Here is a 21,887-nt window from a genome sequence, read left to right on the forward strand (position 1 = left end):
CAGGGGCGGGGGCTTCCCTGTCGTCAGCTGTCCGCGGGGCGCTCGAGCGCCACCTTGGGCAGGCGTCGGGCAAGGGGGGCGGGCAGCCACCAGGCCCACTTGCCGAACAGCTGCATGGCTGCCGGGACGATCAGGCAGCGGATGACCAACGCGTCCACCAGGATCGCCACGGCGAGGCCCAGCCCGAACTGCTGGAGCATCCGGTCGGTGCTCAGCATGAAGGCCCCGAACACCACGATCATGATGGCCCCGGCCGCCGTGATCACCTTGCCGGTGGCGGCCAGTCCTTCCCGGACGGCGAGGGAGTGGTCCTTGGTACGTTCCCACTCCTCATGGATCCGTGAGATCAGGAACACTTCGTAGTCCATGGACAGCCCGAACACGATCGCGAAGATCAGCACGGGCAGGAAGGCTTCGATCGGCCCTGGCTGCACCCCGAACAAACCCTCCTGGAACACCAGGGTCATCGCGCCGAGCGCCGCGGAGATCGAGAGCAGGTTCAACAGGGCTGCCTTGATGGGGATCAGCACCGACCGGAAGACCAGCATCAGCAGCAGCGACGACATCCCGACGACGACGGCGACGAACAGCGGCAGCCGCCGCGCGACCGTGTCCGCGAAGTCCTGGGAGGCGGCGGTGGCTCCGCCGACCAGGATCTTGGCGCCGGTGTCGCGCTCCAGCTCCGGGGCCACATCATCGCGCAGGTGGTGCACGAGGTCGGCGGTGCCCTCGTCCTGCGGTGCCGCCCTGGGGTAGACGATCACGGTGGACAGGGCGCCGTCCTCGGTGGGCATCGCGGGGTCGGCCGCCGCCACGCCCTCGGCCTTGGCCAGCCCGGACCGCACGGCCCGGCCGGCGGCCTCGTCGCCTTGCGCGGGTGAAGACGTGCGAGACGATGACGATCAGGCCGAGGGCGCCACCGACCGCGAAGAGGGCGGTGATCAGCGGCACGGCGGCCGCCACCACGGAGCCGAAGAGCAGCCCGAGGATGACCAGCACGGCCTCGGCCTTGCCGTCGAGCGTCACGGTGGCGTAGCCGATCGTCCCGTCCTTGGACACGGCGGAGGCATCGGCGTACGGGCTGCGTACATCGGCCACGCTCGGCAGCCCCTTCACCTCGGCCAGCATCCTCTCCACGGCGGCCTCGCGGCCCCCGATGCCCCGGCCGTCCTTCAGCACGATCTCGACGGAGTCCCCGGCCTGGGCGGAACCGTGCTCGGTGAACAGGTCGGTGGCGGCCTGGGAATCGGTCCCCGGCAGGGAGAAGTCGTTCTTGTACGCCGAGCCCGCGGCTTGCGAACCCAGCGTGACGGCGGCCAGGGCGGCCACCCAGAGCAGCAGAGCGGCCCAACGGTGACGCTGCGCCCAGCCGGCCAGGGCGCCGAACCGGCCGCCGCGCGGCTTTTCCGGCCGGCCCGGAGCGGGCGGGGCAATGGACGCGGCCGAGCCGCGAGTGGGAGACATGGGTGACTACCTCGACTTCGAGCGGGAGTTGCCTGGCGTGAAAAACACGCCCACCACGGCGCCGCACATCGTGGGCACGCCGATCACCAGGGCGGTCAGCACGCCGCCGATCTCCATGGGCAGCGCCCCGGCGGCCGTGGCCAGCAACAACCCGGCAGCAGCCCCGACAAGCGCACCGACCGACGCGGCAGTGACCAGTGTGGGAAAGGTGGGCGGATTCATGCCTCTGATCGTGGCGCGCGACGGGGCTGGGATCGTCGGTCCCCGGATGACACTCGGCCTACCCCAGCGGATGTACGCCGCGGCCACGCCGTACCCCAGGGGTCGCGTCGAGCCCCGCGGCCACCAGCTCGCCGGAGGGTCCGTCGGCCCCGCCGCCGGCCTATTGCGCCAGCCAGCCCGGGCTGCCCATTCCGGACTCGTACGCCACCACCACGACCTGCGACCTGTCCCGCGCCCCCAGCTTCATCATGACCCCTCGGCGAGCGCGACCAACACGAACACCGCGCCGGCCAGCGCGGCGTCAGCGCGGGCGCCACGAGGCAGCCGGAAACGGGCCCGGTCGAAAGACAGCACGCGCCCATTCTGCCCGCGATGCCGATCAAAGAAGGAGGACCTCGACCTGACGTGCCACCTCGCGATGGGTAGCGCCAGTGACACGGGCTCCTGCCGGCGGTGGCCCACGGTACCGCAGTACCAGTCGCCGCTCGAAGAGTCGCCCGCGGGCTCCGTCACCGTCAACGGTCGCGCCTACGCGAAGCACCCGGCGCCGCTGCACGAAATCGGTGCTCTGCTGGACGCCAGGTCCGTCCGCCCCGGGCGCAGCGCGCGTAAACGGCCCTGATCGCCGACCATTTGGTCATCGTCGGCCGCGGACGGCTGCTCGCGGACACCACGGTGGATGACTTCATTCGGCTGGCAGGCGGGGGTGGCGTGAAGGTCGTCACCGACCAGGTGGCGCGGCTGCGTCGGCCTCCGCGACGAGGGTGCGCAAGGTGACGCCCGGTGGGTTACCGCGCTCGCCGTTGTCGGAGATCTCCGAGGGATGCTGGGAGTTGTCTTTACATGTCACGCCCACAGCGGAAGCGAGGCGGGGATGGTGTGCGTGATCCACCATCCGAGGTCATGTGAAGTCAGAACCTAGTCGACACAGACGTTGGGCACGGCGGCGCGGCGGAGCACTTGTCGAAAGCAACGCGTTCCGGAAGGGTAGTGGGCGAGCATGGCCCGGAACTCCGGGTCGGAGAGGGCGTCCTGCAGGGCACCCACGGCCTCCCAGACAGCCAGGTTGACCAGAACGTTGCTGCTCTCGATGCCCCGGTAGAGCTGGGCCTGGATGAACCCGCTGCGGCCCTTCAGGTACACACCGGTCTTCTGGTACGCGTGGATGGCCTGGTCGACCGCGCCATCCGGAACGACGAAGATGTCCAGCAGCGTGAAGGCACCCTTGGTGGCCCGGAGCTGCTCGGCGAGCGGTACGTCAGGACACAGGTCGACGTACTCGATCGCGGATTCGCCGACAGCGGGCGACTCCCGCACCGCCGAGGCGGGCTCCCGGTCCCACGGTGCGCCCAGGCAGACACCGGGCACCTCCACCGGCCGCACCAGGTGCGGGTACGCCGCCGATCCGTCCGGGTAGGCCGGTAGCAGGGCCTGGAACTCGGGGCTCATGAAGGCGTTCCGCAACGCCTTCGCAGACTCCCAGTTGGCGACGTTGATGACGACGCGACCGGCCGCTCCGCGGTACAGCTGCTGGGAGATGTTCCCCACCTTCATCTTCATGACCTCCGAGTCCAGGCGCCATACCTCGATGGCGTCTTCCTCCAGGCCGGGAGGGGTGACGAAGGTGTTCACAAGGGTGACGGGCTCGTCTCCGGAATAGTTCAACTGAGCCATGAACGGCGCTCGGACGTCGAGGTCGTTCAGTACGATCATCAGCGGTCTTCCTCATCGTGTGGCGATCGAAACGGGTCGACCGGCGAACCGTCATGTGTGGTGTGCGCGGATGCGCGCCGCGGTCAGGCTCTCCTCCGGGCCGCCACCAGGCCGCGGCACTGCTCACCGCGGCGCCCCGACATCCTGAGGGACCCCGTGCTCGAGGACCGCGATCTCGGTGCCGTCCGGCGCCAGGTCGCGCAGCAGACCGCGATGCATCTTCTGGGCGTCACCAGGGTGCAGCAGGCTGCCGTCGATGATGTACCCGTTGTTCGGAACGGTCGGGAGCGCGGCGTGGATACTCGCGTGGTCACCGCCGACGAGGCGCTCGCCGTCCACGTGGTCCGCGTGCGCGTGTGTGATGAAGACCGCGTCGATGTCGACCTCATGTTCGAAGTCCCGCGCATAGCCACCGGGGTCGAACAGGAAGCGAATGATGTCGTCACCGGTCGAGAGCTCCACCAGCACGCACGCGTGCCCGTAATGCGTCAGCTCCATTGTGAGATTCCTCGCCAGCGGTCCACTACGGGTGGACGATCGTCATCCACATGGCCTTCGTGCGCTGCTGCATCTCCTGGATCGCCATGGCGGTCCCGGCGAGCGGGAAGTGGTGCGTGATCAGGTCGTCGACGTTGACGGCACCGATCTCGAGCAGCTTCAGCACGTCCACGACGTCGTTGCGCGTGTCGCCTCTGGTGCCGACGAATCGCCAGCAGTTGCCCATGATCGCGATCGGTGGGATCGGCACCGGGACGGTGTTGCCGCCCATGTGCGCCAAAACGCCGCCTGTGGCCAAGGACGCCATGGCGTGAGCGGTGATCGGGCCGGCCGGCACATAGTCGAGGACGGCGTCGACGCCCCGCGGAACCAGACGCCGGATCGCGCCGGTGAGGCCGCTGTCGGCCTCCCAGCCCTCGGGCAGATTCTCGGTCGCGATCGAGTCGACGGGGATGCCGTCGGCCGCCGCCAGCTTCTCGACGTCCTTAAGGCGCTCGTCACTGCGGCCCACCAAGATGAGCCGGCCAATGCCGAACTGCTTGGCGAGCTTGATGCTCGCGGTGCCCATCGTGCCGGTCGCCGCGGTGATGACCACGGTCGCAGCCCGTGGCAGGTGGCACTCCTTCAGTATGCGGACGGCGTTACCCAGGTCGTGGACCTTCGCGCCGACGTCGAAGCTGACATTGTCGGGCAACCTGTCGAGCAGCCAGAACGGGACGCGAACGTACTCGGCCAGCCCTCCGTCGTGGTAGCGCTCGTACAGCGGCAACGGACCGTCGCTGAACGCCGCGTGGCCGATCACGGCGTACTGAGCACACATGTTCTCGCGGTCGGAGCTGCAGTGGACACAGCGGCCACAAGTGAGCTGGGGGTGGACTCGGACGCGCTCGCCGCCGGTGAAGCCCGGTACGTCGGGTCCAACCTCCGAAACGGTGCCTGACATCTCGTGCCCGAGGATCGTTGGCAGCTGCTTGAAGGCCCCCATCCTGAGCAGCGACATCATCCCGGGAGCGAGACCGGCGGACTCGACCTTGACGATCACTTCACCGGAAGCCGGCTGGGGAACCGGCACTTCCTCGACGACAAGGGCACTCTCGGCACCGTGGGCCCGCACTGCGCGCATAGTGCTCATGCCTGGCTCCTTTCGACGGCTGCGGCCAGCCGCTCGGGTGAGTAGGGATCCGCGGTGCGCGTGGTATCGATGACCTGCGGAAGTTCGAGGTGCGACAAGAGCGAGACGTGGGTCGACCGCTCGTGCGGGATGCTGGCGTGGGCCAGGCCGAGCGGAATCCGCACGAAGTCGCCCGGACGCAGCTCGACGATGCCCCGCTGGGTCGCGAGGGTGCGGGTTCCAGAGACCTGGTACTGGATCTCGTCGGCGTCGAGCGTCCGCCGGTAGCGCCGACTCCCGTCACCGGCCGTCGTGTTGACGTATCCGAGTCGAACCGTCGGTGTGGCGTAGATCCACCTGGTGCCGACACCGTCACCGATCGAATGCACCCGCATCCGCTCGGGCTCGGCGTGCACGCGCTCAAGGAGCAACGTCTCGTCCGCAGGGAACACCGCGATGTCGTGGCCGACCGCCCCCATGCACTGGGTGACGGCCTCGTTGACCTCGCCCGGCTCCCAACCGGGGAACGGCGGCATCACCGGCTGCGACGTCCGGATCGGCTCGACCAGCTCGTCGACCGGCGCGGTCAGGTAGAAGAGGAGGTGGCTCTCCTCGCGACCGTAGTTGTCGTGGCCGACCCCGCGCGGGATCCGGGAGAACTCGCCCGGCCGGTGCTCGATGACCCCGAGTTCGGTCATCAGCGTCCGTTCACCATCGATCTGGTACGAGATCTCATCGACGTCGCAGTTGCGGTGGTAGAACGGCTGACGACCGTTCATGACCTGCCACTCGACCCGGAGCCGGGCGTTCTCGTACACCCCGCGCGGGGGCGCGAACTCCTGCTCGACGTACCTCTGCGGGAAGTGAACCACGGGCAGGAGCTCGTGATCATTCCATAGCTTGATCGGTAGCTTGCTCGGGTAGGGAGACGCGAGTAGCAGATGCTCGTCGCGATCGATGCTGCGCAGTGGCCGATCGGATCTGGCGATCATCACGTCTTCGACGCCTCTCATGGCGGCCTCCTCGTCTCGGAAATATGGGTGGTTCCACGGCGGCATCCCGTGGCGCCGGACAACGCTCGCTCCGATGTGGCAGATCCGCGATTCGGTACCGGTGCGCGCGTCGCGCCTCCAGGACCCCGCCTGACCCCACCCACGACGTCTGCCACCGGGGCGCGACGGTGTGCCGCGAGGACCACGCGACATTATTATCAACTTGGTTGATGTATGTCTACTTGGTTGATGCTCATCGTCTCGCGTAGCCCGCCGGAAGGGGCGCGGCTGACGCCCGGAGCGGTGGATCAGAGGTCGTCGGCGGCGACGCGTCCGCCATCCGCCCCGAAACCTTCTCCCCCATTACGTCTTCGCTGTTCCGCTGGCGCGCCGGAGGCGCGATCACCCTGGCTGCGACACGCGGCGGGCGAGCCACCGTGGTGTGTCTCGGCTACGGTGCCCGCGGTGAGTCCGCCAAGGCCAGTTCCGGCCCGACGTGCTACTGGCCGCGCTGATGCCTTCGTGTGCCACTACCCGCACGTGACTGCCCGGCCGGCATAAGGTCGGCCACGCCGGACCGGTCACGGACGCGCCACCGAGGTCGGGGGATCCGCGTCGCGGTGCTCGGGGTTCGGCGAGGTCGGCACTGAGTTCGTCACCGTTGACCTCGGCACCACCGCCGGCACGCGGCAGGTGCGATCAGTCGGTGCCGTGCGGACCGCCCGAAAGCTGCACGCAGGCACCGCTTCCCCTCACACCTGATGTGCCCCGCTCTTCAAGGCGGATCACCTCACCCATGGCGCCACGACATGACATCGCACACCTGGCGCACGTGCGGCTACTGACCCCGAAGCTCGACGACAGCGTCAGGTTCTTCACCGACTTCCTCGGCCTGCGTGTCGTCGGCGAGGAAGGGGAGCTGGTCTACCTGCACGCGTGGGACGACTACCAGCACCACACCCTGACGCTTCGAGGCCACCGGCACGCCGGCATCGCGCGCACCCACCTGCGCGCAGCGAGCCCCGAGTCACTGACGCGGCGCGTCGCGGCGATCGAGGCGGCCGGCCACGGCCGCGGCTGGGTCGACGGCGAGCTGGGCTTCGGCCCTACGTACGTGTTCACCGACCCCGACGGCCACGAGTTCGGGCTCTACGACGAGGCCGAGTGGTTCGAGAGCGGCGACGCCTTCCGTCCCGCACTGAAGAACCAGGCAGCCGCCTACCCCCATACCGGCGTGCCCGCTCGCCCGACTTGTGCTCGCGCCCAACTGGATGCGAGTGGACTGGAACGACAGCGCGACCGCGCCCGCCGCGTTTCAGCGTGACCGAGCCGTCGACACCCCGCCCCCGACGTTGCGCGCGTCGATCGCGTGGAGCAGCTTCTTGAGCTCATGCCGCTCGCCGGACGCGAGGTGGATCACCAGACGCTCGTCGGCGACGCGCACCGCTGCTTCGGCCCGCTTGAACAGGGCCTTGCCCTTGGGCGTCAGCCGGGCGGGCAGGCTCCTGCCCGACGACACCGCGGTCGGCCGCTCGATCGCGCCCATCTCCTGGAGATCCCGCACGACCTTGTTCATCGCCTGCGGCGACACGCCGGCATGGCGGGCCAGCTCAGCGTTGGACTGAGAGGGGAACATGGACAAGTTGCGCATGCACACGAACTCCGGCAAACCGATGCCGAGCGGCTGGAGCTCCGCGGCCACAAGCGGACGCAGTGCAGCCATCACCTGGTAGAGCAGGAAGCCCAACGGTTGATCTTCATACTCACGCATATCAAGAAGTTTGACACACCTTGGCCTACTGGTCTCGCGGTGGGGCCATCGCCACCCGCCCGGCTCGCCCCGGCCCGTATCCCGCGCTCCCAGGCGAGCGCCATCCTCGCCGCGGAATCAAAACTCACTGCTCCACGCCCTGCGCGAGGCGGAGATGAGCTCGCCCGGTTGCCCGTCTCGTGCGTGCGCTCGGCGGAACCACCGTCGTGCGGGGTACACCGGTCGGCCGCGGATCCCGCCCGCGGATGACGCGTTCGCGTTCGTCCCGGCAAGGCCGCGCTGGTGCCGTGACCGGACCACTCCCCGGCGACGGGCCGCCGCGTGGTGTTGTGCTCCGCGATCAGGTCCAGCGCCGTGATACCGCCTTCGGCGATGGCAACGACCAGCCCCGCGTGCAGTTCATGGCGCTGCCGGATGCACTCGGGCAAGGGCTGCTCCTCGCTTCCCGAAGCTGCGGGACGTCCTGGACATGGTGGTGGACATCGTCCGGCGGGCGGGGGAGCTGCCGGAAGGCACGCTGCCGCTGTACCGGTGGCACTGCATATCCGGTTCTGAGGGGCCGGGACGCGGCAATGCGTTCTGCCCTGGTCGACCACCGTGGAGTGCCGACTCAGGGCCGCGGGGTCATTCCCCGGGGGAGGGGCGAGCCGGCGGCCTCTCCATGGACACGCTCCAGCACGATGACTGGGATCTGTCTGCCCGCGGCCGCCTCGAACTCGGCGAACTTCGGGACGAGCGCTATCTCTTTCGCCCAGATCCGCTCGCGCTCCGCGCCCTCCGCGAGCCGGGCTACGACTGGCACTTTTTCCGTGCCCACCTCGACCGTGACCCGCGGATTCGCCATGAGATTGTGGTACCAGACCGGATGATGCGGACTGCCGCCGTGGGTTCCAAAGACGGCCCAGCCATCGCCGACCGGCTGGTAGAACAACGGGTTGATCCGCTCGCGCCCGGTCTTGGCCCCGATGTTGTGCACCAAGACGAGCGGCATGCCTCGCTCGTCGAAGCCGGGAAACCGGGGCGGGATGGGGCGCCCCGCGGCGAATTCCTCTTCGCTGCTCCAGGACGCGTACCCGCCGTTCGCTCGGACCTCGGCGATGATCTGGTCGTTCCATCTGTTGATGGCAGGGGCCTCGGCCTCGTCTGCGGTGGTTGTGGACGGGTCGGACATGGCATCCCCTTCGCTATGCGGAGCGCTTGCTCCACAAGGTAACACGGAGCGGAGCACGTGCTCCGCATAAGGGGATGATGCGCAGTCATATGACAGCGGCTGAACCGGAAAGCACCACCAGGCGCCGCGCGCCACGCGTGGTCCAACGGCGTTGTTCCGCTGGCGTCACACCCCTGACCAGTGGCGATGGCGAGCCGTAACGGGAGTACTAGCCGCCTCCGGCTCGCGCTGCTATAACGAACACACGCGTCTTGAATCGTTTTATCCTCCTGCCGGTGGCACTTGGGCGATACCCCTTGCGAAAGGTCTTCGACGTGTGCGGACGCAGCGGACTCGCAGCTGACCGAGGTGTGCTGGCGTCCCTTGGTGCCGCTGCGCTCCTGGCCACGGCGCTGGTCACCGGTACCCCGGCTGCCGCTGCGGACAGCGGACTCCACGTCAGTGGCGCCACCGTCGATGGTCGGGCCGATCCGCTCGGAGTCGACCCCGCTCGCCCTCTGCTGGGGTGGAAGCTGAACACCGAGTCGCGCAACGCCATGCAGTCGGCCTACCAGATCCTGGTCTCCACCTCCGCCGAGCGGTTGGCGCACAACCAGGGCACCGTCTGGAACAGCGGTAAACAACGCTCCGACGAGTCCGTGGGGGTGCCCTACGGCGGTCAGCGGCTCAGCCCACGCACGCGCTACCACTGGAAGGTTCGCGTCTGGGACGAGCACGGCAGAGCGTCGGCGTGGAGCGCCCCCTCCTCCTGGGAGACGGCACTGCGCGCGCCCGAGGACTGGGAAGGTGCGCGGTGGATCGGCCCATCAGATCCACAGGCCGGGGCTCCCCTGCTGCGCAAGGAGTTCACCCTGGACAAGGAGGTGGCCGGCGCGCGGGCGTATGTGGCCGGTCTCGGCTTCCACGAGCTGCGCCTCAACGGCGCGAAGGTCGGCGACCGCGTCCTGGCACCCGCGAACACGCCCTACGACCGGCGGGTGCTGTACGACACGTACGACGTGACGAAGGCGCTACGCAAGGGTGGCAACGCCGTGGGACTGTGGCTGGGCCATGGCTACGGGGAGAACTTCAGCCGGTACGGCTTCCGTTGGAATGGCCGGCGGCAGGCGATCGCGCTGCTGGACGTCACCTACACCGACGGTACCCGGCGTCGCCTCACCACCGACCCGTCCTGGAAGTGGTCCATCGGGCCGATCACCGCGGACGATCTGTACGACGGTGAGTCCTACGACGCCCGGAGGGAACAGGACGGCTGGGACGAGCCCGGCTTCGACGACCGTTCCTGGGAAAGCGTGTCGATGGTCGACGCGCCGCAGGGCGCTCTGCGGTCCAACACCATGCCGCCGATCCGGGTGACGGACACCCTGAGGCCGAGGAAGGTGACCGAACTCCGACCGGGCACCTACGTCTACGACTTCGGCCAGAACATCGCCGGCTGGGCGCGCTTGAGTGCCAAGGGTGAGGCCGGCACGCGCATCACCCTGCGTACGGCCGAGGAGCTCAATGCCGACGGCACGCTGGACGCCGCCACCAATCGGGATGCCTCGGCGACCGACACCTTCACCCTGGCGGGGACGGGCCGTCGCGAGAGCTATGAACCGCGCTTCACCTACCACGGCTTCCGCTACCTGGAGGTCACCGGCTTCCCCGGGACGGCAGACCTCGGGGACGTGCGCGCACGCGTCGTCCACGCGGATGTGCCGTCGACCGGCACCTTCAGCTCCTCCAGCGAGGTTCTCAACGACATCTGGCACAACAACCGCTGGAGCGTCCTCAACAACTCCATGAGCACGCCCACCGATACCCCGGTGCGCGACGAGCGCACCCCTCCGGCCATGGACGTCCAGGCATACCGGGACGCCGCGACGCGCGAATTCGGTATGGGGAGCTTCTACGCGAAGTATCTGCGGGACCTGCCGCCGGGCACGGCGCTGCCCTCCGACGACGTCAAGGCACAGTACCCCGACATGGCCGGCGGTCAGGTCACCTTGGTCTGGACTCTGTACGAGCAGTACCGCGATCGGAACGCACTGGAGACGGCCTACCCGGACATGAAGCGGTTCGTGGACCGCAACGCCGCCGAGGTACCAGGGCTCATCTGGCCCGCGGACAAGGGTTTCGGCGACTGGTGCCCGCCCGATCATGGGCCACAGGCCAACGACGGCATGGGCAGCCCCACCGCCGGGGACTGCTTCAGCGAGGTCTCCCTGGTCAACACCGCCCTCTCCTACCAGCAGGCCCGGGCCACGGCGAAGGCCGCGGGAGTCCTCGGGCACCGGCAGGACGCGCGCCACTTCGAGTCCCTGGCAGGCCGCATCAAAGACGCGTTCAACGCGCACTTCCTCAACGAAGCCGGTGATACGTACGGCAGCGGACGCCAGGTGACCAGCATCCTCCCGCTGGCGTTCGGGCTGGTGCCCGCCGGCAAGGCCGACGACGTCGGCGACCAACTCGCCCGGACCGTCGTCGAGCACGACGGCGGCCACCTGGACACCGGCATCTTCGGCACCCGCTACCTGGTCGACGCGCTGGCCCGCACCGGGAGGATCGACTTGGCGATGACCATGCTCCACCAACGCACGTATCCCGGCTTCGGCTTCCAGCTCGCCAACGGGGCCACTACCACCTGGGAGCAGTGGCTCTACCGCTCCTCGATGGAAACCCACGACCACGCGATGTTCGCCGGCATCAACACCTCGTTCTACACCGTTCTCGCGGGGATCAGGCCCACTGAGCCCGGCTACCGCGACATCGCGGTCGAGCCGCGGATCCCCGGCTCCCTCGACCAGGTGTCCGCCTCGCAGGAGACGGTGCGTGGCCGCGTCGCCAGCAGTTGGAAGAAGACACGGGGCACCTTGCGGCTGACCGTCACCATCCCGGCCAACAGCCGCGCGGTGGTACGGGTGCCTCTGACCGACGAGGACCACCGCGTCCAAGCCCCCACCGAAGCGAGGAAGACACAGGTCACCGACCAGGCGGTCTCGTACCGAGTCGGCTCCGGGACCTGGGTGTTCACCGTCCGGTCCCATTGACGTCCCGCACGCGGTTCCAGTCGGCGACCTTCCGGGGTGCCGCCAGGTTCAACTCGGCGGTCTTCGAACGGTTGTACGGCCTCGGCCCGTTGGAGTGCGCCGGGGATGTGGTCTTGTCCTGGGCAGTGTTCAGCGCACTGGCGCGCGAGCCGGTCAGCAGCAGCACGGGGTCGGCTTGGACGACGTCCGGTTGAGGAGCTGGGGGGGCTGACGCGCTCCCCGTCTGCTCCCCCGCCGCGCTCCCCGTCTACTCCCCCCCCCCGGCAGTGCGCTCAGCGAGGGCCCCATCCCACACTGATCCACTCCACCATCCGTAACGCGGTTCACAGCCGCCACATCTCGACCTCGCCGCCCGGCACGACGTCCAGGCCGTGCGGTGCGCAGTGTGCGGGAACTTCTTGGTGGCCGGGTGCTCCTCGACCGCGACGATCCTCACGCCCGCCGCCCGCCGTCCACCGACATCGCGATCCCGGTGACGTAAGCCGCGGCGTCCGAGCAGAGCCAGACCGCGGCCGCCGCGGCCTCCTCCGGTGTGGCCATCCGGCCGAGCGGGGTGATCGACTCTTGCATCGCGATCATGTCGGTGCCGGCCGCCACCCGCTCGAACCCGGGTGTGCGGGTCGGGCCGGGGCAGACGGCGTTGACACGGATGCCGCGCGGCGCGTAGTCCACGGCGGCGACCTTGGTGAGCCCGACGACGCCGTGCTTGGCGGCGACGTAGGCGGGGGCACCCGGGATCGCGTACAGGCCGCCGTTGGAGGCGACGTTGACGATCGCGCCGCCGCCGCGGGCCTGCAGTGCGGGTATTTCGTGCTTCATGCACAGGAAGGTCCCGCCCAGGTTGACGTGGGTCACCCGCTCGAACTCCTCCAGCGTCATCTGGTCGAGCTGCCGGTGATGCGAGGCCAGGCCGGCGTTGTTCACGGCGAAGTCGAGGCCGCCGTACGTCTCGACCGTGCGCTGGACGGCGGTCCGGACCGCGTCCTCGTCGGCGATGTCGACGCGGACCGCCAGTGCCTCCCCGCCGTCCTTCCTGATCATTTCGGTGGTCTCGACTGCTGTGGCCTCGTCGATGTCGGTGACGGTGACGGTGGCGCCCTGCCGGGCCAGCTCGATCGCCGTCGCGCGGCCGATTCCGCTGCCGGCGCCCGTCACGAGTCCGATCTTTCCAGAGAAGTTGTTCACGGTGACCTTCCGATGGAGTTACTCACGCCAGGCGATTCCTGATTCGCCCAGGCGGCCTTGTACGGGTATCGCGACGGCCGGTGATCGATGGCCTCGTGCATGCCGGGCGCGGTGGATTCCTTCGCCGTGCGTCGGTTCCGGCCGCGGCCGTCTGCGCGACCGCGGTCACGGTCGTCGGCGGGAATCTGCTCGCGCCCCGTGGACACCGGGGTTGTCGCGTCGGCCGACGGTCAGCCGAGGGGCACGACGATGCCGTTGCCGTGCTGGCCCGTCTCCGCCTCGTCCAGCAGCAGCGCGGCCAGCGTGGTGCGGGAGATCCTGGGCGGCAGCAGCGGGCGCCGCAGCTCCGCCAGCGGCACGATGCGGCGGGTGGGGCTGAGGGGGCCGTCCGTGACGTCCGGGGCGTGGAACACCGTGGCGCCGGCATTCAGGGCGATCTCGTCGGACTCGGCCTTCTCGGCCAGTTCCGAGCCGACGAACATCCGCATCACCCCCGCGTAGATCAGCCCGCCGGACCGGCTCGACACGCCCGAGCCCAGCGCTCCGAGCCATACCGTGCGGACGTTCGCCGCGGCGAGCCTCCTGGCCCCGGCGACCAGCGCTCCCGGGCCGTCGCCCTTGCCGATGCCGATGGCCGAGACGGCCACGTCGACGTCGGTCAGGTCGGGAAAGTTCTGCGGGGCGGTGACGTCGGCCTGCCGGATCTCGACCTGCCGCGGTGCGGGCACGGTGACCTTGGCCGGCGCGCGGACCAGGGCCACGACCTCGTGTCCGCGCTCCAGCGCCTGGTCGACGAGCGTGCCGCCGGTCCGGCCCGAGGCTCCGAGTACTGCGATGCGCATGATCACCCACTCCTTAACTGAACAACCGTTGGTGACTTAAGTAAACAGCTGTTGGTTACCGGTGTCAAAGTGAGGACGACCGGTAAGGTGAACATCTGTCGCTGAACCATGCACACTGGCCGGAAGGGGCGAAGGTGTCGTCTCAGGAGCGCTCCGCTCCCCGTCGCCGCAATCCGCGCGGGCAGGGACAGGTGCTCAAAGCCCAGCTCGTGGACGCCGCGGCCAAGCTGCTGGCCACCCTCGATCAACCGGAGACGCTGACGCTCCGGCAGGTCGCGCGTGAGGTCGGGGTGGCGCCGGCCAGCATCTATAGCCACTTCCCCGACCTGAGCGCACTGATCCAGCACGTGCTGCGGCTGCGCTATGAGGAACTGGCCCGGCTGATGGACGAGGCCGCGCAGCCCGCCGCGAGCCCGCTGGCCGACCTCGTCGCCCGGTGCGCGGCCTATGTCCACTGGGGAGTCGACCAGCCCGGCCACTACCGCACCCTCTTCGGCGGCCGGATGCCTGCCGACCTCGTCCCTGGGACGGCCCACGGTGCCGGGGCCGAGCTGCTCGGCGCCGTCGTCGCCTCCCTGGCGGCCGCGGCCACCGGGGAACGGAAGCGGTCCGCGGCGGATCAGCAGTGGCAGGCCGGACTCATGCTCTGGACCGCCCTGCACGGTCTGGTCAGCCTCTACAACGACCACGGCGCCATCCCCTGGCCGCCCTTGGACGGTCTGATCACCGACCTGATCAGCTTGCACACCGGCCGGCCGGCGGCCGAGATCGAGACCCTCCTGCCCCAGGTCGAGGGGTCATCCGGGCCTGCCGGTCCCCGAGGCGCGTAAGGGCCGCGGCATCGGCGTGCGCGACCTGCTTCTGCCTCTTGAGAACGGACATGGCGCCGCGCGTCGACGTCGGCGACGCGGTTGCCCGTGCTGGTTGCCTCGAGCACTGCACGGTTTCGTGCTGGTCAGATGCCCAGCACGCGCCGGGCGTTCAGATGGGCGATCTTCTCCTTCGTCTCGGGCGAAAGGTCGCACTTCTCGATCGCGGCCACCGCTTCGGCGGTGGACTCGTACGGGTAGTCGATCGCGAACATGACCGCTTCGGCCCCGATGCTCAGCACGGCGGCCTGCACGGCCTCCGGGGCCAGTACCCCGCTCGTGGTGATCAGGATGTTGCTCCCGAAGTACTGCGACGGCATCCGCTCAAGCGGTGCGTCGACCTGGAGCGAGCGGTAGCGCGAGTCGAAGCGGGAGCGCTGGAACGGCAGGAACTCGCCGAGGTGCCCGAGGATCAGGGTCGCATCGGGGTGCCGGTCGAACACTCCGGCATAGATCAGCCGCATGGCGTGGCCGCCGGTTTCGGCCTGCCAACTCCAGCTGGCCCCGTACATCTCCGGCCGTCCGCGCATCACGTGCCAGTCGTCGCGGGGCAGTGAGCCGGGGTGGAGGTACAGCGGCACACGGAGTTCCTCCAGTGCGCTCCACAGTTCCCCGTACGCGGGATGGTCCAGGTACCGGCCCTGCGTGTGGTCGTTGACCAGCGCTCCCCTGAAGCCGAGCTGCTCGACGCAGCGTTCGAGTTCGATCACGGCGGCGGCAGGGTCCTGCAGGGGCAGGGCGGCGAACCCCTTGAAGCGGGTCGGGTGGCGGGCGATGGTCCGGGCCAGATGATCGTTGGCGAACCGGGCGTTGTCGACGGCGGCGCCGGCGTCGGTGTCGGCCTGGATGCCGGGGACGCTCAGCGACAGGACCTGGATGTCGATGCCGTGCGCGTCCATCTCGGGAAGACGGTGCTCCTCGAAGTCGGCCAGGCGGCGTCGGCAGTCCTTGGCGTACTGGTCGCTGACCTGGATCTTCTGGGGCGTCGAGGGCTGGCGCGCGAACAGCTCCGGGATGATGAAGGCTTCTTCCAGCGCGATATAGGTCATGGCGGGACTCCTTCGTCACGTGTCCTTGTGGTGATGTGCCGGTGGCGGGCGGCGGAAAGATCGCGAAGACCGGCTGCCTGCCGGGCGGGGGCGAGACGTGTCCGCCCGCCCGGCAGATTCCGCACCCCCGGCCCTGCTGCCGGGGCGGCGGTCGACGCCGCGCGGTCAGCCGTTCGGTGGCCGGGACGCGACGGAGCCGGCAGCGGTGCCGTTGCGCGTGCGGTGAGCGGCGCCGATGTGGGCGTACCAGTCGATGAGTTCGGGTCTGTCGATGCTGCCGGGGTCGGCCACGGTGCGCTGGGCGTCTCCGCGCAACAGACGTTTCACGGGGACTTCGAGTTTCTTGCCGGTGCGGGTGTGCGGTATGCCGGGGGCCTGGATGATCTCGTCGGGGACGTGGCGGGGGGAGGCGCCGTGGCGTATGGCGTCGCGGATCTTCTCGCGCAGCACGTCATCGACGGCGGCGCCGTCAGTGGTGGTGACGAACAGCGGCATCCAGTAGCCGCCACCGTCCTGCTCGACCCCGACGACGAGGGCTTCCGCGATCTCCTCGAGCTGCTCCACCGGGCCGTAGATGTCGCTGCTTCCCATGCGTATGCCGTGGCGGTTCAGCGTCGCGTCGGACCGGCCGTGCATGATCACCGAGCCGTGGTCGGTGATGGTGATCCAGTCGCCGTGCCGCCATACCCCCGGGTAGACGTCGAAGTAGGCGCCGCGGTAGCGCGAGCCGTCCGGGTCGTCCCAGAAGTACAGCGGCATCGACGGCATCGGCCGGAGCACCACCAGCTCCCCCACCTCGCCCCGCACCGGCTCGCCGTCCGGGCCGAAGGCTTCCACGGCCACGCCCAGGCAGGGGGCGGACAGCTCACCGGCCCAGACCGGCGTGGTGGGTGCGGCGCCGAGGAACGCGGTGACCACGTCGGTGCCGCCGCTGGTGCACACCACCTGCGTCCGGGGCCCGAGCTCGCCGGCGACCCAGTGCTGCAGGTCGGCGGGGAACGCCGAGCCGGTGACCCCCAGGCGCTCGAGCGAGGCCGGATGGTGGTCGGCGAGCCGCACACCGGCCTTACGGCACGCCGCCAGGTAGCCGGGGCTGGTGCCCAGGACGTTCACCTCCAGTCGGGCCACGAGCTGCCAGAGCGCATCGGTGCCGGGATACGTCGGGCTGCCGTCGTAACAGATGGCTGTGGCACCCAGGAGCAGGCCGGCCACCAGGACGTTCCACATCATCCAGCTCGGTGTGGTGTGCCAGAGCAAACGGTCCCCGGAGCGCAGGCCCAGGTGCAGGCCCAGGTTCTTGAGCTGCTCGAGCACGACCCCGCCGTGCCCGTGCACGATGCCCTTCGGCCGTCCCGTCGTGCCCGAGGAGAACACGACCCACAGCGGGTGGTCGAACGGGACTGGTACGGGGGCCAGTTCGGCGTCGCGCGCGGTGAGCGCGGACCACCGGAGGGCACCTGGCACCGCCCCTGTCGCGTCCCCCACGGCGATGGTCGCCGTGAGGGTCGGCAGCGCGTCGCGCAGGGCTTGTACATCGGCGCGGCGGTCGATGTGCTTTCCGCCGTGGAGACAGCCGGGCGCGGCGATCAGCACGGTCGGCCGAAGCTGCGCGAACCGCGCTTCGGCCGCGGCGGCGGTGTAGTCCTGGCCGCACACCGCCCAGGTCGCGCCCAGGCCGGCGGTGGCGAGGAAGGCCACGATGGCCTGCACGCCGTTGGGGAGGTACCCCACCACCCGGTCACCCATGCGCACGCCGAGTTCGGTGAGCGCCTGCGCGAGTGAGGCGACCTGACGGCGCAGTTCGTGCCAGGTGATGGCCACGGGGCCGGTGTCCTCGGTCACCGTGATGACGGCGGTGTCGGTGCCGATCCGGTCGCGGAAGACTTCGGCCGTGTAGTTCAGCGTGCTGCCGGGAAACCACACGCCTCCCGGCAGCGCCTCGGTCGCCAGCGCGGGTCCCGCCGGGCGCTCGGGCAGACGGAAGTAGTCCCACACCGCGGCCCAGAAGCCGTTCACGTCGTCGACCGACCACGCCCACAGCGCGTGGTAGTCACCGCTCAGGTCACGGCCGGCGCGCCGCGCGGCGAACCGCGCGAAGTCGGTGATCCGGGCGTGTTCGACGGCCTGTGGCGTCGGGGCCCAGTCCGGTTGCCTCGTGCTCATCCGGCGTCCCCCGCCTTCGTGGTCTCGAGCAGTGCGACCGTCGTGTGCACCGCCTTCGCGGCCATGGCCTCGCCCAGCGGGAGGCCCTGGGTGTCGGCGAGGGTGACGAAAAGCCGGCTCCCGCCGTCGCCGCAGCACGCGATCGGCAGCAGCGTCCCGGTGTCCACTGAGGTGACCAGCTCGTTCTCCCGGACCAGGGCGACGGTGTGTCCGGTCGTGGTGGCCACCCAGACGCCGTCCTGTGTCGACCAGATACCGTCCGGCCGGGCGTGGGGGCCGACCAGATGGGCGAGGTCGGCGTAGGTGCGCCGGTCCGTGAGCGCCCCGTCGTCCGCGACGGTGAAGGCGGTCAGCCGTTGCCGGGTGGTCTCGGCGACGAGCAGGGTGCGACCTTCGTCGACGAAGGCCAGGCCGTTGGGGAACTCGACGTCTTCGGTGGCCACGCGTACCGACCCCTCCGCGGCGACGCGCACCAGCCGGCCCGGCCGTGGCGGCTCACCGGCGTGCGCGGCGAAGCCGACATCGTCCACATAGAGGTTGCCGTGCGGGTCACCGACCATGTCGCCGAGCGGACCGGTGGCCACCGCGCTCAGGTCCGCGTAGGTGGCGAACCGCTCACCGGTCCACACTCCGATGCGCCGCTCATGCATCATGGCGCCGGCCAGCCGCCCGTCCGGCAGGAACCACAGGCCGTTGGGTACCGCGTCCAGCGGGATGCCCCGCCAGGGACCGTCGTGGTCGGTCCACAGCTTCCCGCCCTGTGTGTCGGACAGCCACAGCGCACCGCGCTGCCAGCGGGGGCCCTCCCCCCACCTCATCCCGGCCGCGTACTTCTTCACGCCCACGCCTCCTGTATCGATGCCGTCCGCGCCAGGTCGCGGGTGGCCTGCTCCAGTTCCGCCGTGTCGGTGGCCAGCGCGAAGGTGTAGCGGTCCGGACGGATGATCGCCGCAGCCGCCGAGTGGGCGGCCAGCCAGCGGTCGACGGCCGGCCCGGTCTCCGGGACGACCACGGCGTCCAACCGGCGCCACATCTGCCGCACGTCCGCGGACACGGCGGAGGTCACCCCCGGGCTCCCGACAACGGTGAAGCCGTATCCGCTCGCATCGTCCAGCTTCTCCCCCCTCGCGCCGCGCGGCTGCGGGCTCAGCTGCCCGATGGCGCCGCCGGGCCGGGTGACCAGGCCCGGTCCCAGCAGCGGCCGGAACCTCTCGATCGTCTGCGTTCCGTTCGGCTCGGGAACCGCGCCCGTACCGAGCGCTTCGATCAGGTTGGACTGCCGGGCGGATTCCTCGATGTAGGGGCGCACGTGCGGGGCGCGCTCACTTTCGTAGGTATCGAGCAGCGCTGAGGGGCTCTCGCCCTTCACGACGGCGGCCAGCTTCCATGCCAGGTTCGCGGCATCGCGCAGCCCGGAGCACATGCCCTGGCCGAGCATGGGAGGCATCTGGTGTGCGGCGTCGCCGGCGAGCAGCAGGCGGTTGGAACGCCAGCCGCGCACGAGCCGGGCGTGCCACTCGTAGGTGTCGGTGCGCATGATCCGGTAGCTGCCCGGTTCCAGCCAGCGGCTCAGCAGGTCGTACACCGACTGCGGCCGTTCGAGCTCCGCGGCGTCGTCCTCGTCGAGCAGCATGAACTCGAAGCGGAGCATCGGCGGGAAGATCGGCAGGTAGGTCACGGGCCGCTTCCCCTGGCACAGGATGAATCCGCTGTCCGCTGGGAGCTGTGCGGGGTGTTCGAAAGGGTGGATGTCGATGATGAGGGAGCGCTGAGTGCCGTGGAGGTCCTCGACCTCGGCGTTCATCGCCTGCCGGACGAAGGAGTTGGCGCCGTCCGAGCCGACGGCGTAGCCGGCCGTGAGCGTGGTTTCGGCTCCGGTCGACCGGTCGAGCAGCGTCAGCCGCACCGCTTCGTCGTCCTGCTCGATCGCGCTGACCGTCCAGCCGAACCAGAGGTCCACGCTCGTGTCGGCCGCGAGCAATCCCCGCAGCCGCGACTCGAAGTCGGGCTGGTGGAACTGGTAGTCGGTGCGCCAGCCCTGGTCCGACTCCACCTCGGGCAGCTTCTGTTGAAGGAATGCCTGCCCGTCCTCCCGGTGCAGTGTCCAGGCGGTCTGGCGCAGGAACCGGTGTTCCATGTCCTGCGCGCCGAGGGTCTGCAGAAGGCGCATGGTCTCGTCGTCGAGATGGGTGGCGCGCGGATGATGGCAGACGAGCCGGTTGGGGTCGATGGCGGCGACCCGCAGTCCCTTCATCGCCAGCAGCCGTGCGAGGGTCAGCCCCACCGGGCCGCAGCCGACGACGGCGACGTCGTAGGTGTCCATGATGTGCTCTCTCATTGCGTTTGTCCGGCCGTCGGCTCCTTGGCGCGCGGCGAGGGAGCGGGACGGCCCTGATTCTGCGGTGCTCGTCCGCCGGCAGCCAGGGTGAGGGCTGCACCGAGGACGGCGGGGACGGCGAAGAGGATGAAGTTCCACCGGGGTTGAAGGTCGGCCGCGAGAAGCCAGCCGCCGAGCGCGGGGCCGGCGATGGCGCCGATGCGGCCCACTCCGAGCGCGACGCCCACCGCGCTGGCCCTCGCGGTCACCGGGTAGGAACGCGAGATGTACACGTTGATCAGCCCCTGGACCCCGACCGCGCCGCAGCCGCCGACGATCACGATGGCGTAGAGCACCGGCAGCGGAAGCTGGGTGCTCATGGCGACGATCGCCGCGGCTCCGAGGACGAAACAGGCCGTGATCGGCCCCCGTGATCCGGCGCGGTCGGCCAGGAGCGCCATCGTGAGCCCGCCAACGGTGGCGCCGAGGTTCAGCAGTATGAGGAAGGTCTGTGAGTCCTGCAACGGATAGTCCGCCGTCTGCATCAGCCGCGGCAACCAGGTGTTCACGCCGAAGATGAGCAGGAACGACAGGGCCGCCATGGCGCAGAACATCACTGTGGTGCCGAGGTAGGGCGGCTTGAGCACGAGCCCCACACCGTGGCTGTCAGGGACCGGGGCCGACGCGCTGACCGCCCGGCGATACTCCGTGGACTCGGGCAGCCAGGCGAAGGCCACGGGCAGCAGAAGCAGACCGGCGATGCCGCCGACCAGGTACTCCAGATGAAAGCTGTGCCCAGTCAGCAGGGTGTTGGCGACAAGGGCCGCGAAGGAACCGCCGACGGCGGTCCCGCACTGCACGATCCCTGAGAACAGGTTCTTCCGTCTGGCCGGGGCGAGTTCGAAGATCAGTGGGCCCATCGCCGGATAAATCGCACCGACACCGAGCCCGACGACCAATCGGCCCGCGCCGAACAGCGACGGAACGGGGGCCACGGCGCAGGCGAACATCCCGGCGCTGACGATCCCGATACTGATCAGCGTCGTGCGGCGCCGGCCGAACCGATCGGTGAACTGGCCGACCAGCAGGGAGCCGACGAGCATGCCGATGGGGGTGAGGCTGCCGAGCAGGCCGACGAAGGCAACGGAGAGGTGCCAGGGGCGGTAGTCCAGAAGCAGCGGTGTCGTCGCGCCGAAGGCGACAAGGTCGAAACCCTCCAGTGTCATCACCGCCAGGCCGACGGCGAGTGCGGTGCCCGCCGGCGATGAAGGCCCCGGGGACGATCGGCCGCCCCGACGGGCGAACGCTGGTGTGCTCAATGTTCCGACTCCGATCTCGGCGCTCTCACCCATGGCGACCACTGACCGCGGCGCTGCGGGAAAGGGCGGAGGTACTTCTGTGCGGTGCGCCGACGGCGGGTCGGCTGAGGGAGGGGCGGTTCGGGGCTCATCCGTGTGAAGCGGGCAGGGCGTGCGGCGGGGCCGCGTG

General features: G+C 69.6%; 20 protein-coding genes and 2 pseudogenes. 4 read left to right on the forward strand and 18 right to left on the reverse strand.

Features of this window, described 5'->3' with window-relative positions:
* Positions 1–23: 23 nt before the first annotated feature.
* From ACZ6TD_RS02605 to ACZ6TD_RS02620, 4 genes and pseudogenes are all read right to left on the reverse strand, one after another.
* Positions 24–794, reverse strand: coding sequence for an MMPL family transporter (locus ACZ6TD_RS02605; protein WP_471358774.1), 771 nt, complete (start codon positions 792–794; stop codon positions 24–26).
* Positions 694–1,464: a hypothetical protein gene (locus ACZ6TD_RS02610; RefSeq protein WP_471349778.1), complete on the reverse strand. Its 771-nt coding sequence runs from the start codon at positions 1,462–1,464 to the stop codon at positions 694–696. The genes ACZ6TD_RS02605 and ACZ6TD_RS02610 overlap by 101 nt, the downstream gene beginning before the upstream one ends.
* Positions 1,465–1,470: 6 nt before the next feature.
* The gene (locus ACZ6TD_RS02615) at positions 1,471–1,686 is read right to left on the reverse strand and encodes a hypothetical protein (protein ID WP_471349781.1); all 216 of its coding nucleotides are present in this window, start codon (positions 1,684–1,686) and stop codon (positions 1,471–1,473) included.
* A 160-nt stretch (positions 1,687–1,846) separates the two neighbouring features.
* Positions 1,847–1,939 (reverse strand): annotated as a pseudogene (locus ACZ6TD_RS02620) (DNA-binding response regulator); the annotation flags it as partial.
* A gap of 231 nt (positions 1,940–2,170) precedes the next feature.
* Here ACZ6TD_RS02620 and ACZ6TD_RS02625 point away from each other — a divergent pair.
* Positions 2,171–2,433: pseudogene (locus tag ACZ6TD_RS02625) on the forward strand (hypothetical protein); the annotation flags it as partial.
* Between the two features lie 171 nt (positions 2,434–2,604).
* On the opposite strand, the gene ACZ6TD_RS02630 reads toward ACZ6TD_RS02625, so the two are convergent.
* The 4 genes from ACZ6TD_RS02630 to ACZ6TD_RS02645 form a co-directional block, all read right to left on the reverse strand.
* Positions 2,605–3,399 carry an antibiotic biosynthesis monooxygenase family protein gene (locus tag ACZ6TD_RS02630; RefSeq protein ID WP_471349786.1) on the reverse strand — a complete coding sequence of 265 codons (795 nt, stop codon included), beginning with the start codon at positions 3,397–3,399 and terminating at the stop codon, positions 2,605–2,607.
* Positions 3,400–3,522: 123 nt separating this feature from the next.
* Positions 3,523–3,897 (reverse strand): MBL fold metallo-hydrolase, encoded by a 375-nt coding sequence (locus ACZ6TD_RS02635; RefSeq protein ID WP_471349789.1) that lies wholly within the window; start codon positions 3,895–3,897, stop codon positions 3,523–3,525.
* A gap of 25 nt (positions 3,898–3,922) precedes the next feature.
* Positions 3,923–5,029, reverse strand: a complete 1,107-nt coding sequence (locus tag ACZ6TD_RS02640) for a zinc-dependent alcohol dehydrogenase (protein ID WP_471349792.1) — start codon at positions 5,027–5,029, stop codon at positions 3,923–3,925.
* A complete protein-coding gene (locus tag ACZ6TD_RS02645; RefSeq protein ID WP_471349794.1) occupies positions 5,026–6,066 on the reverse strand; it encodes a cupin domain-containing protein in 1,041 nt (346 codons plus the stop codon). Before ACZ6TD_RS02645 ends, ACZ6TD_RS02640 begins: the two co-directional genes overlap by 4 nt.
* Positions 6,067–6,796: 730 nt before the next feature.
* Between ACZ6TD_RS02645 and ACZ6TD_RS02650 the strand changes: the two genes are divergently transcribed.
* Positions 6,797–7,324 (forward strand): VOC family protein, encoded by a 528-nt coding sequence (locus tag ACZ6TD_RS02650; protein ID WP_471349795.1) that lies wholly within the window; start codon positions 6,797–6,799, stop codon positions 7,322–7,324.
* Here the strand turns inward: ACZ6TD_RS02650 and ACZ6TD_RS02655 are convergent.
* Both ACZ6TD_RS02655 and ACZ6TD_RS02660 read right to left on the reverse strand, forming a co-directional pair.
* Complete coding sequence (locus tag ACZ6TD_RS02655) at positions 7,316–7,771, reverse strand: MarR family winged helix-turn-helix transcriptional regulator (protein WP_471349798.1); 456 nt, start codon at positions 7,769–7,771, stop codon at positions 7,316–7,318. The genes ACZ6TD_RS02650 and ACZ6TD_RS02655 overlap by 9 nt on opposite strands.
* A 610-nt stretch (positions 7,772–8,381) precedes the next feature.
* A complete protein-coding gene (locus ACZ6TD_RS02660; RefSeq protein WP_471349801.1) occupies positions 8,382–8,942 on the reverse strand; it encodes a nitroreductase/quinone reductase family protein in 561 nt (186 codons plus the stop codon).
* Between the two features lie 314 nt (positions 8,943–9,256).
* Between ACZ6TD_RS02660 and ACZ6TD_RS02665 the strand changes: the two genes are divergently transcribed.
* Positions 9,257–11,974 carry a family 78 glycoside hydrolase catalytic domain gene (locus ACZ6TD_RS02665; RefSeq protein ID WP_471358777.1) on the forward strand — a complete coding sequence of 906 codons (2,718 nt, stop codon included), beginning with the start codon at positions 9,257–9,259 and terminating at the stop codon, positions 11,972–11,974.
* Here ACZ6TD_RS02665 and ACZ6TD_RS02670 read toward each other — a convergent pair.
* From ACZ6TD_RS02670 to ACZ6TD_RS02680, 3 genes are all read right to left on the reverse strand, one after another.
* The gene (locus tag ACZ6TD_RS02670; protein WP_471349803.1) at positions 11,955–12,140 is read right to left on the reverse strand and encodes a hypothetical protein; all 186 of its coding nucleotides are present in this window, start codon (positions 12,138–12,140) and stop codon (positions 11,955–11,957) included. The genes ACZ6TD_RS02665 and ACZ6TD_RS02670 overlap by 20 nt on opposite strands.
* 266 nt (positions 12,141–12,406) lie before the next feature.
* Complete coding sequence (locus ACZ6TD_RS02675) at positions 12,407–13,159, reverse strand: SDR family NAD(P)-dependent oxidoreductase (protein WP_471349805.1); 753 nt, start codon at positions 13,157–13,159, stop codon at positions 12,407–12,409.
* A gap of 230 nt (positions 13,160–13,389) precedes the next feature.
* The gene (locus ACZ6TD_RS02680) at positions 13,390–14,001 is read right to left on the reverse strand and encodes an NAD(P)-dependent oxidoreductase (protein WP_471349808.1); all 612 of its coding nucleotides are present in this window, start codon (positions 13,999–14,001) and stop codon (positions 13,390–13,392) included.
* A 134-nt stretch (positions 14,002–14,135) separates the two neighbouring features.
* On the opposite strand from ACZ6TD_RS02680, the gene ACZ6TD_RS02685 reads away from it, so the two are divergent.
* Positions 14,136–14,831, forward strand: coding sequence for a TetR/AcrR family transcriptional regulator (locus ACZ6TD_RS02685; RefSeq protein WP_471349810.1), 696 nt, complete (start codon positions 14,136–14,138; stop codon positions 14,829–14,831).
* Between the two features lie 125 nt (positions 14,832–14,956).
* Here ACZ6TD_RS02685 and ACZ6TD_RS02690 read toward each other — a convergent pair whose 3' ends face one another.
* The 5 genes from ACZ6TD_RS02690 to ACZ6TD_RS02710 all read right to left on the reverse strand — a co-directional run bounded on the left by ACZ6TD_RS02690 (position 14,957) and on the right by ACZ6TD_RS02710 (position 21,751).
* Positions 14,957–15,919 carry an amidohydrolase family protein gene (locus ACZ6TD_RS02690; RefSeq protein WP_471349811.1) on the reverse strand — a complete coding sequence of 321 codons (963 nt, stop codon included), beginning with the start codon at positions 15,917–15,919 and terminating at the stop codon, positions 14,957–14,959.
* A 165-nt stretch (positions 15,920–16,084) separates the two neighbouring features.
* Positions 16,085–18,082 (reverse strand): acetoacetate--CoA ligase, encoded by a 1,998-nt coding sequence (locus ACZ6TD_RS02695; RefSeq protein ID WP_471349814.1) that lies wholly within the window; start codon positions 18,080–18,082, stop codon positions 16,085–16,087.
* On the reverse strand, positions 18,079–18,921 hold the full coding sequence (locus ACZ6TD_RS02700) for an SMP-30/gluconolactonase/LRE family protein (protein WP_471349816.1): 843 nt from the start codon (positions 18,919–18,921) through the stop codon (positions 18,079–18,081). Before ACZ6TD_RS02700 ends, ACZ6TD_RS02695 begins: the two co-directional genes overlap by 4 nt.
* Positions 18,918–20,405, reverse strand: a complete 1,488-nt coding sequence (locus tag ACZ6TD_RS02705) for a bifunctional 3-(3-hydroxy-phenyl)propionate/3-hydroxycinnamic acid hydroxylase (RefSeq protein WP_471349819.1) — start codon at positions 20,403–20,405, stop codon at positions 18,918–18,920. Before ACZ6TD_RS02705 ends, ACZ6TD_RS02700 begins: the two co-directional genes overlap by 4 nt.
* 11 nt (positions 20,406–20,416) lie before the next feature.
* Positions 20,417–21,751: an MFS transporter gene (locus ACZ6TD_RS02710; RefSeq protein WP_471349822.1), complete on the reverse strand. Its 1,335-nt coding sequence runs from the start codon at positions 21,749–21,751 to the stop codon at positions 20,417–20,419.
* Positions 21,752–21,887 lie beyond the last annotated feature (136 nt).

The organism is Streptomyces yongxingensis (genome assembly GCF_055597465.1).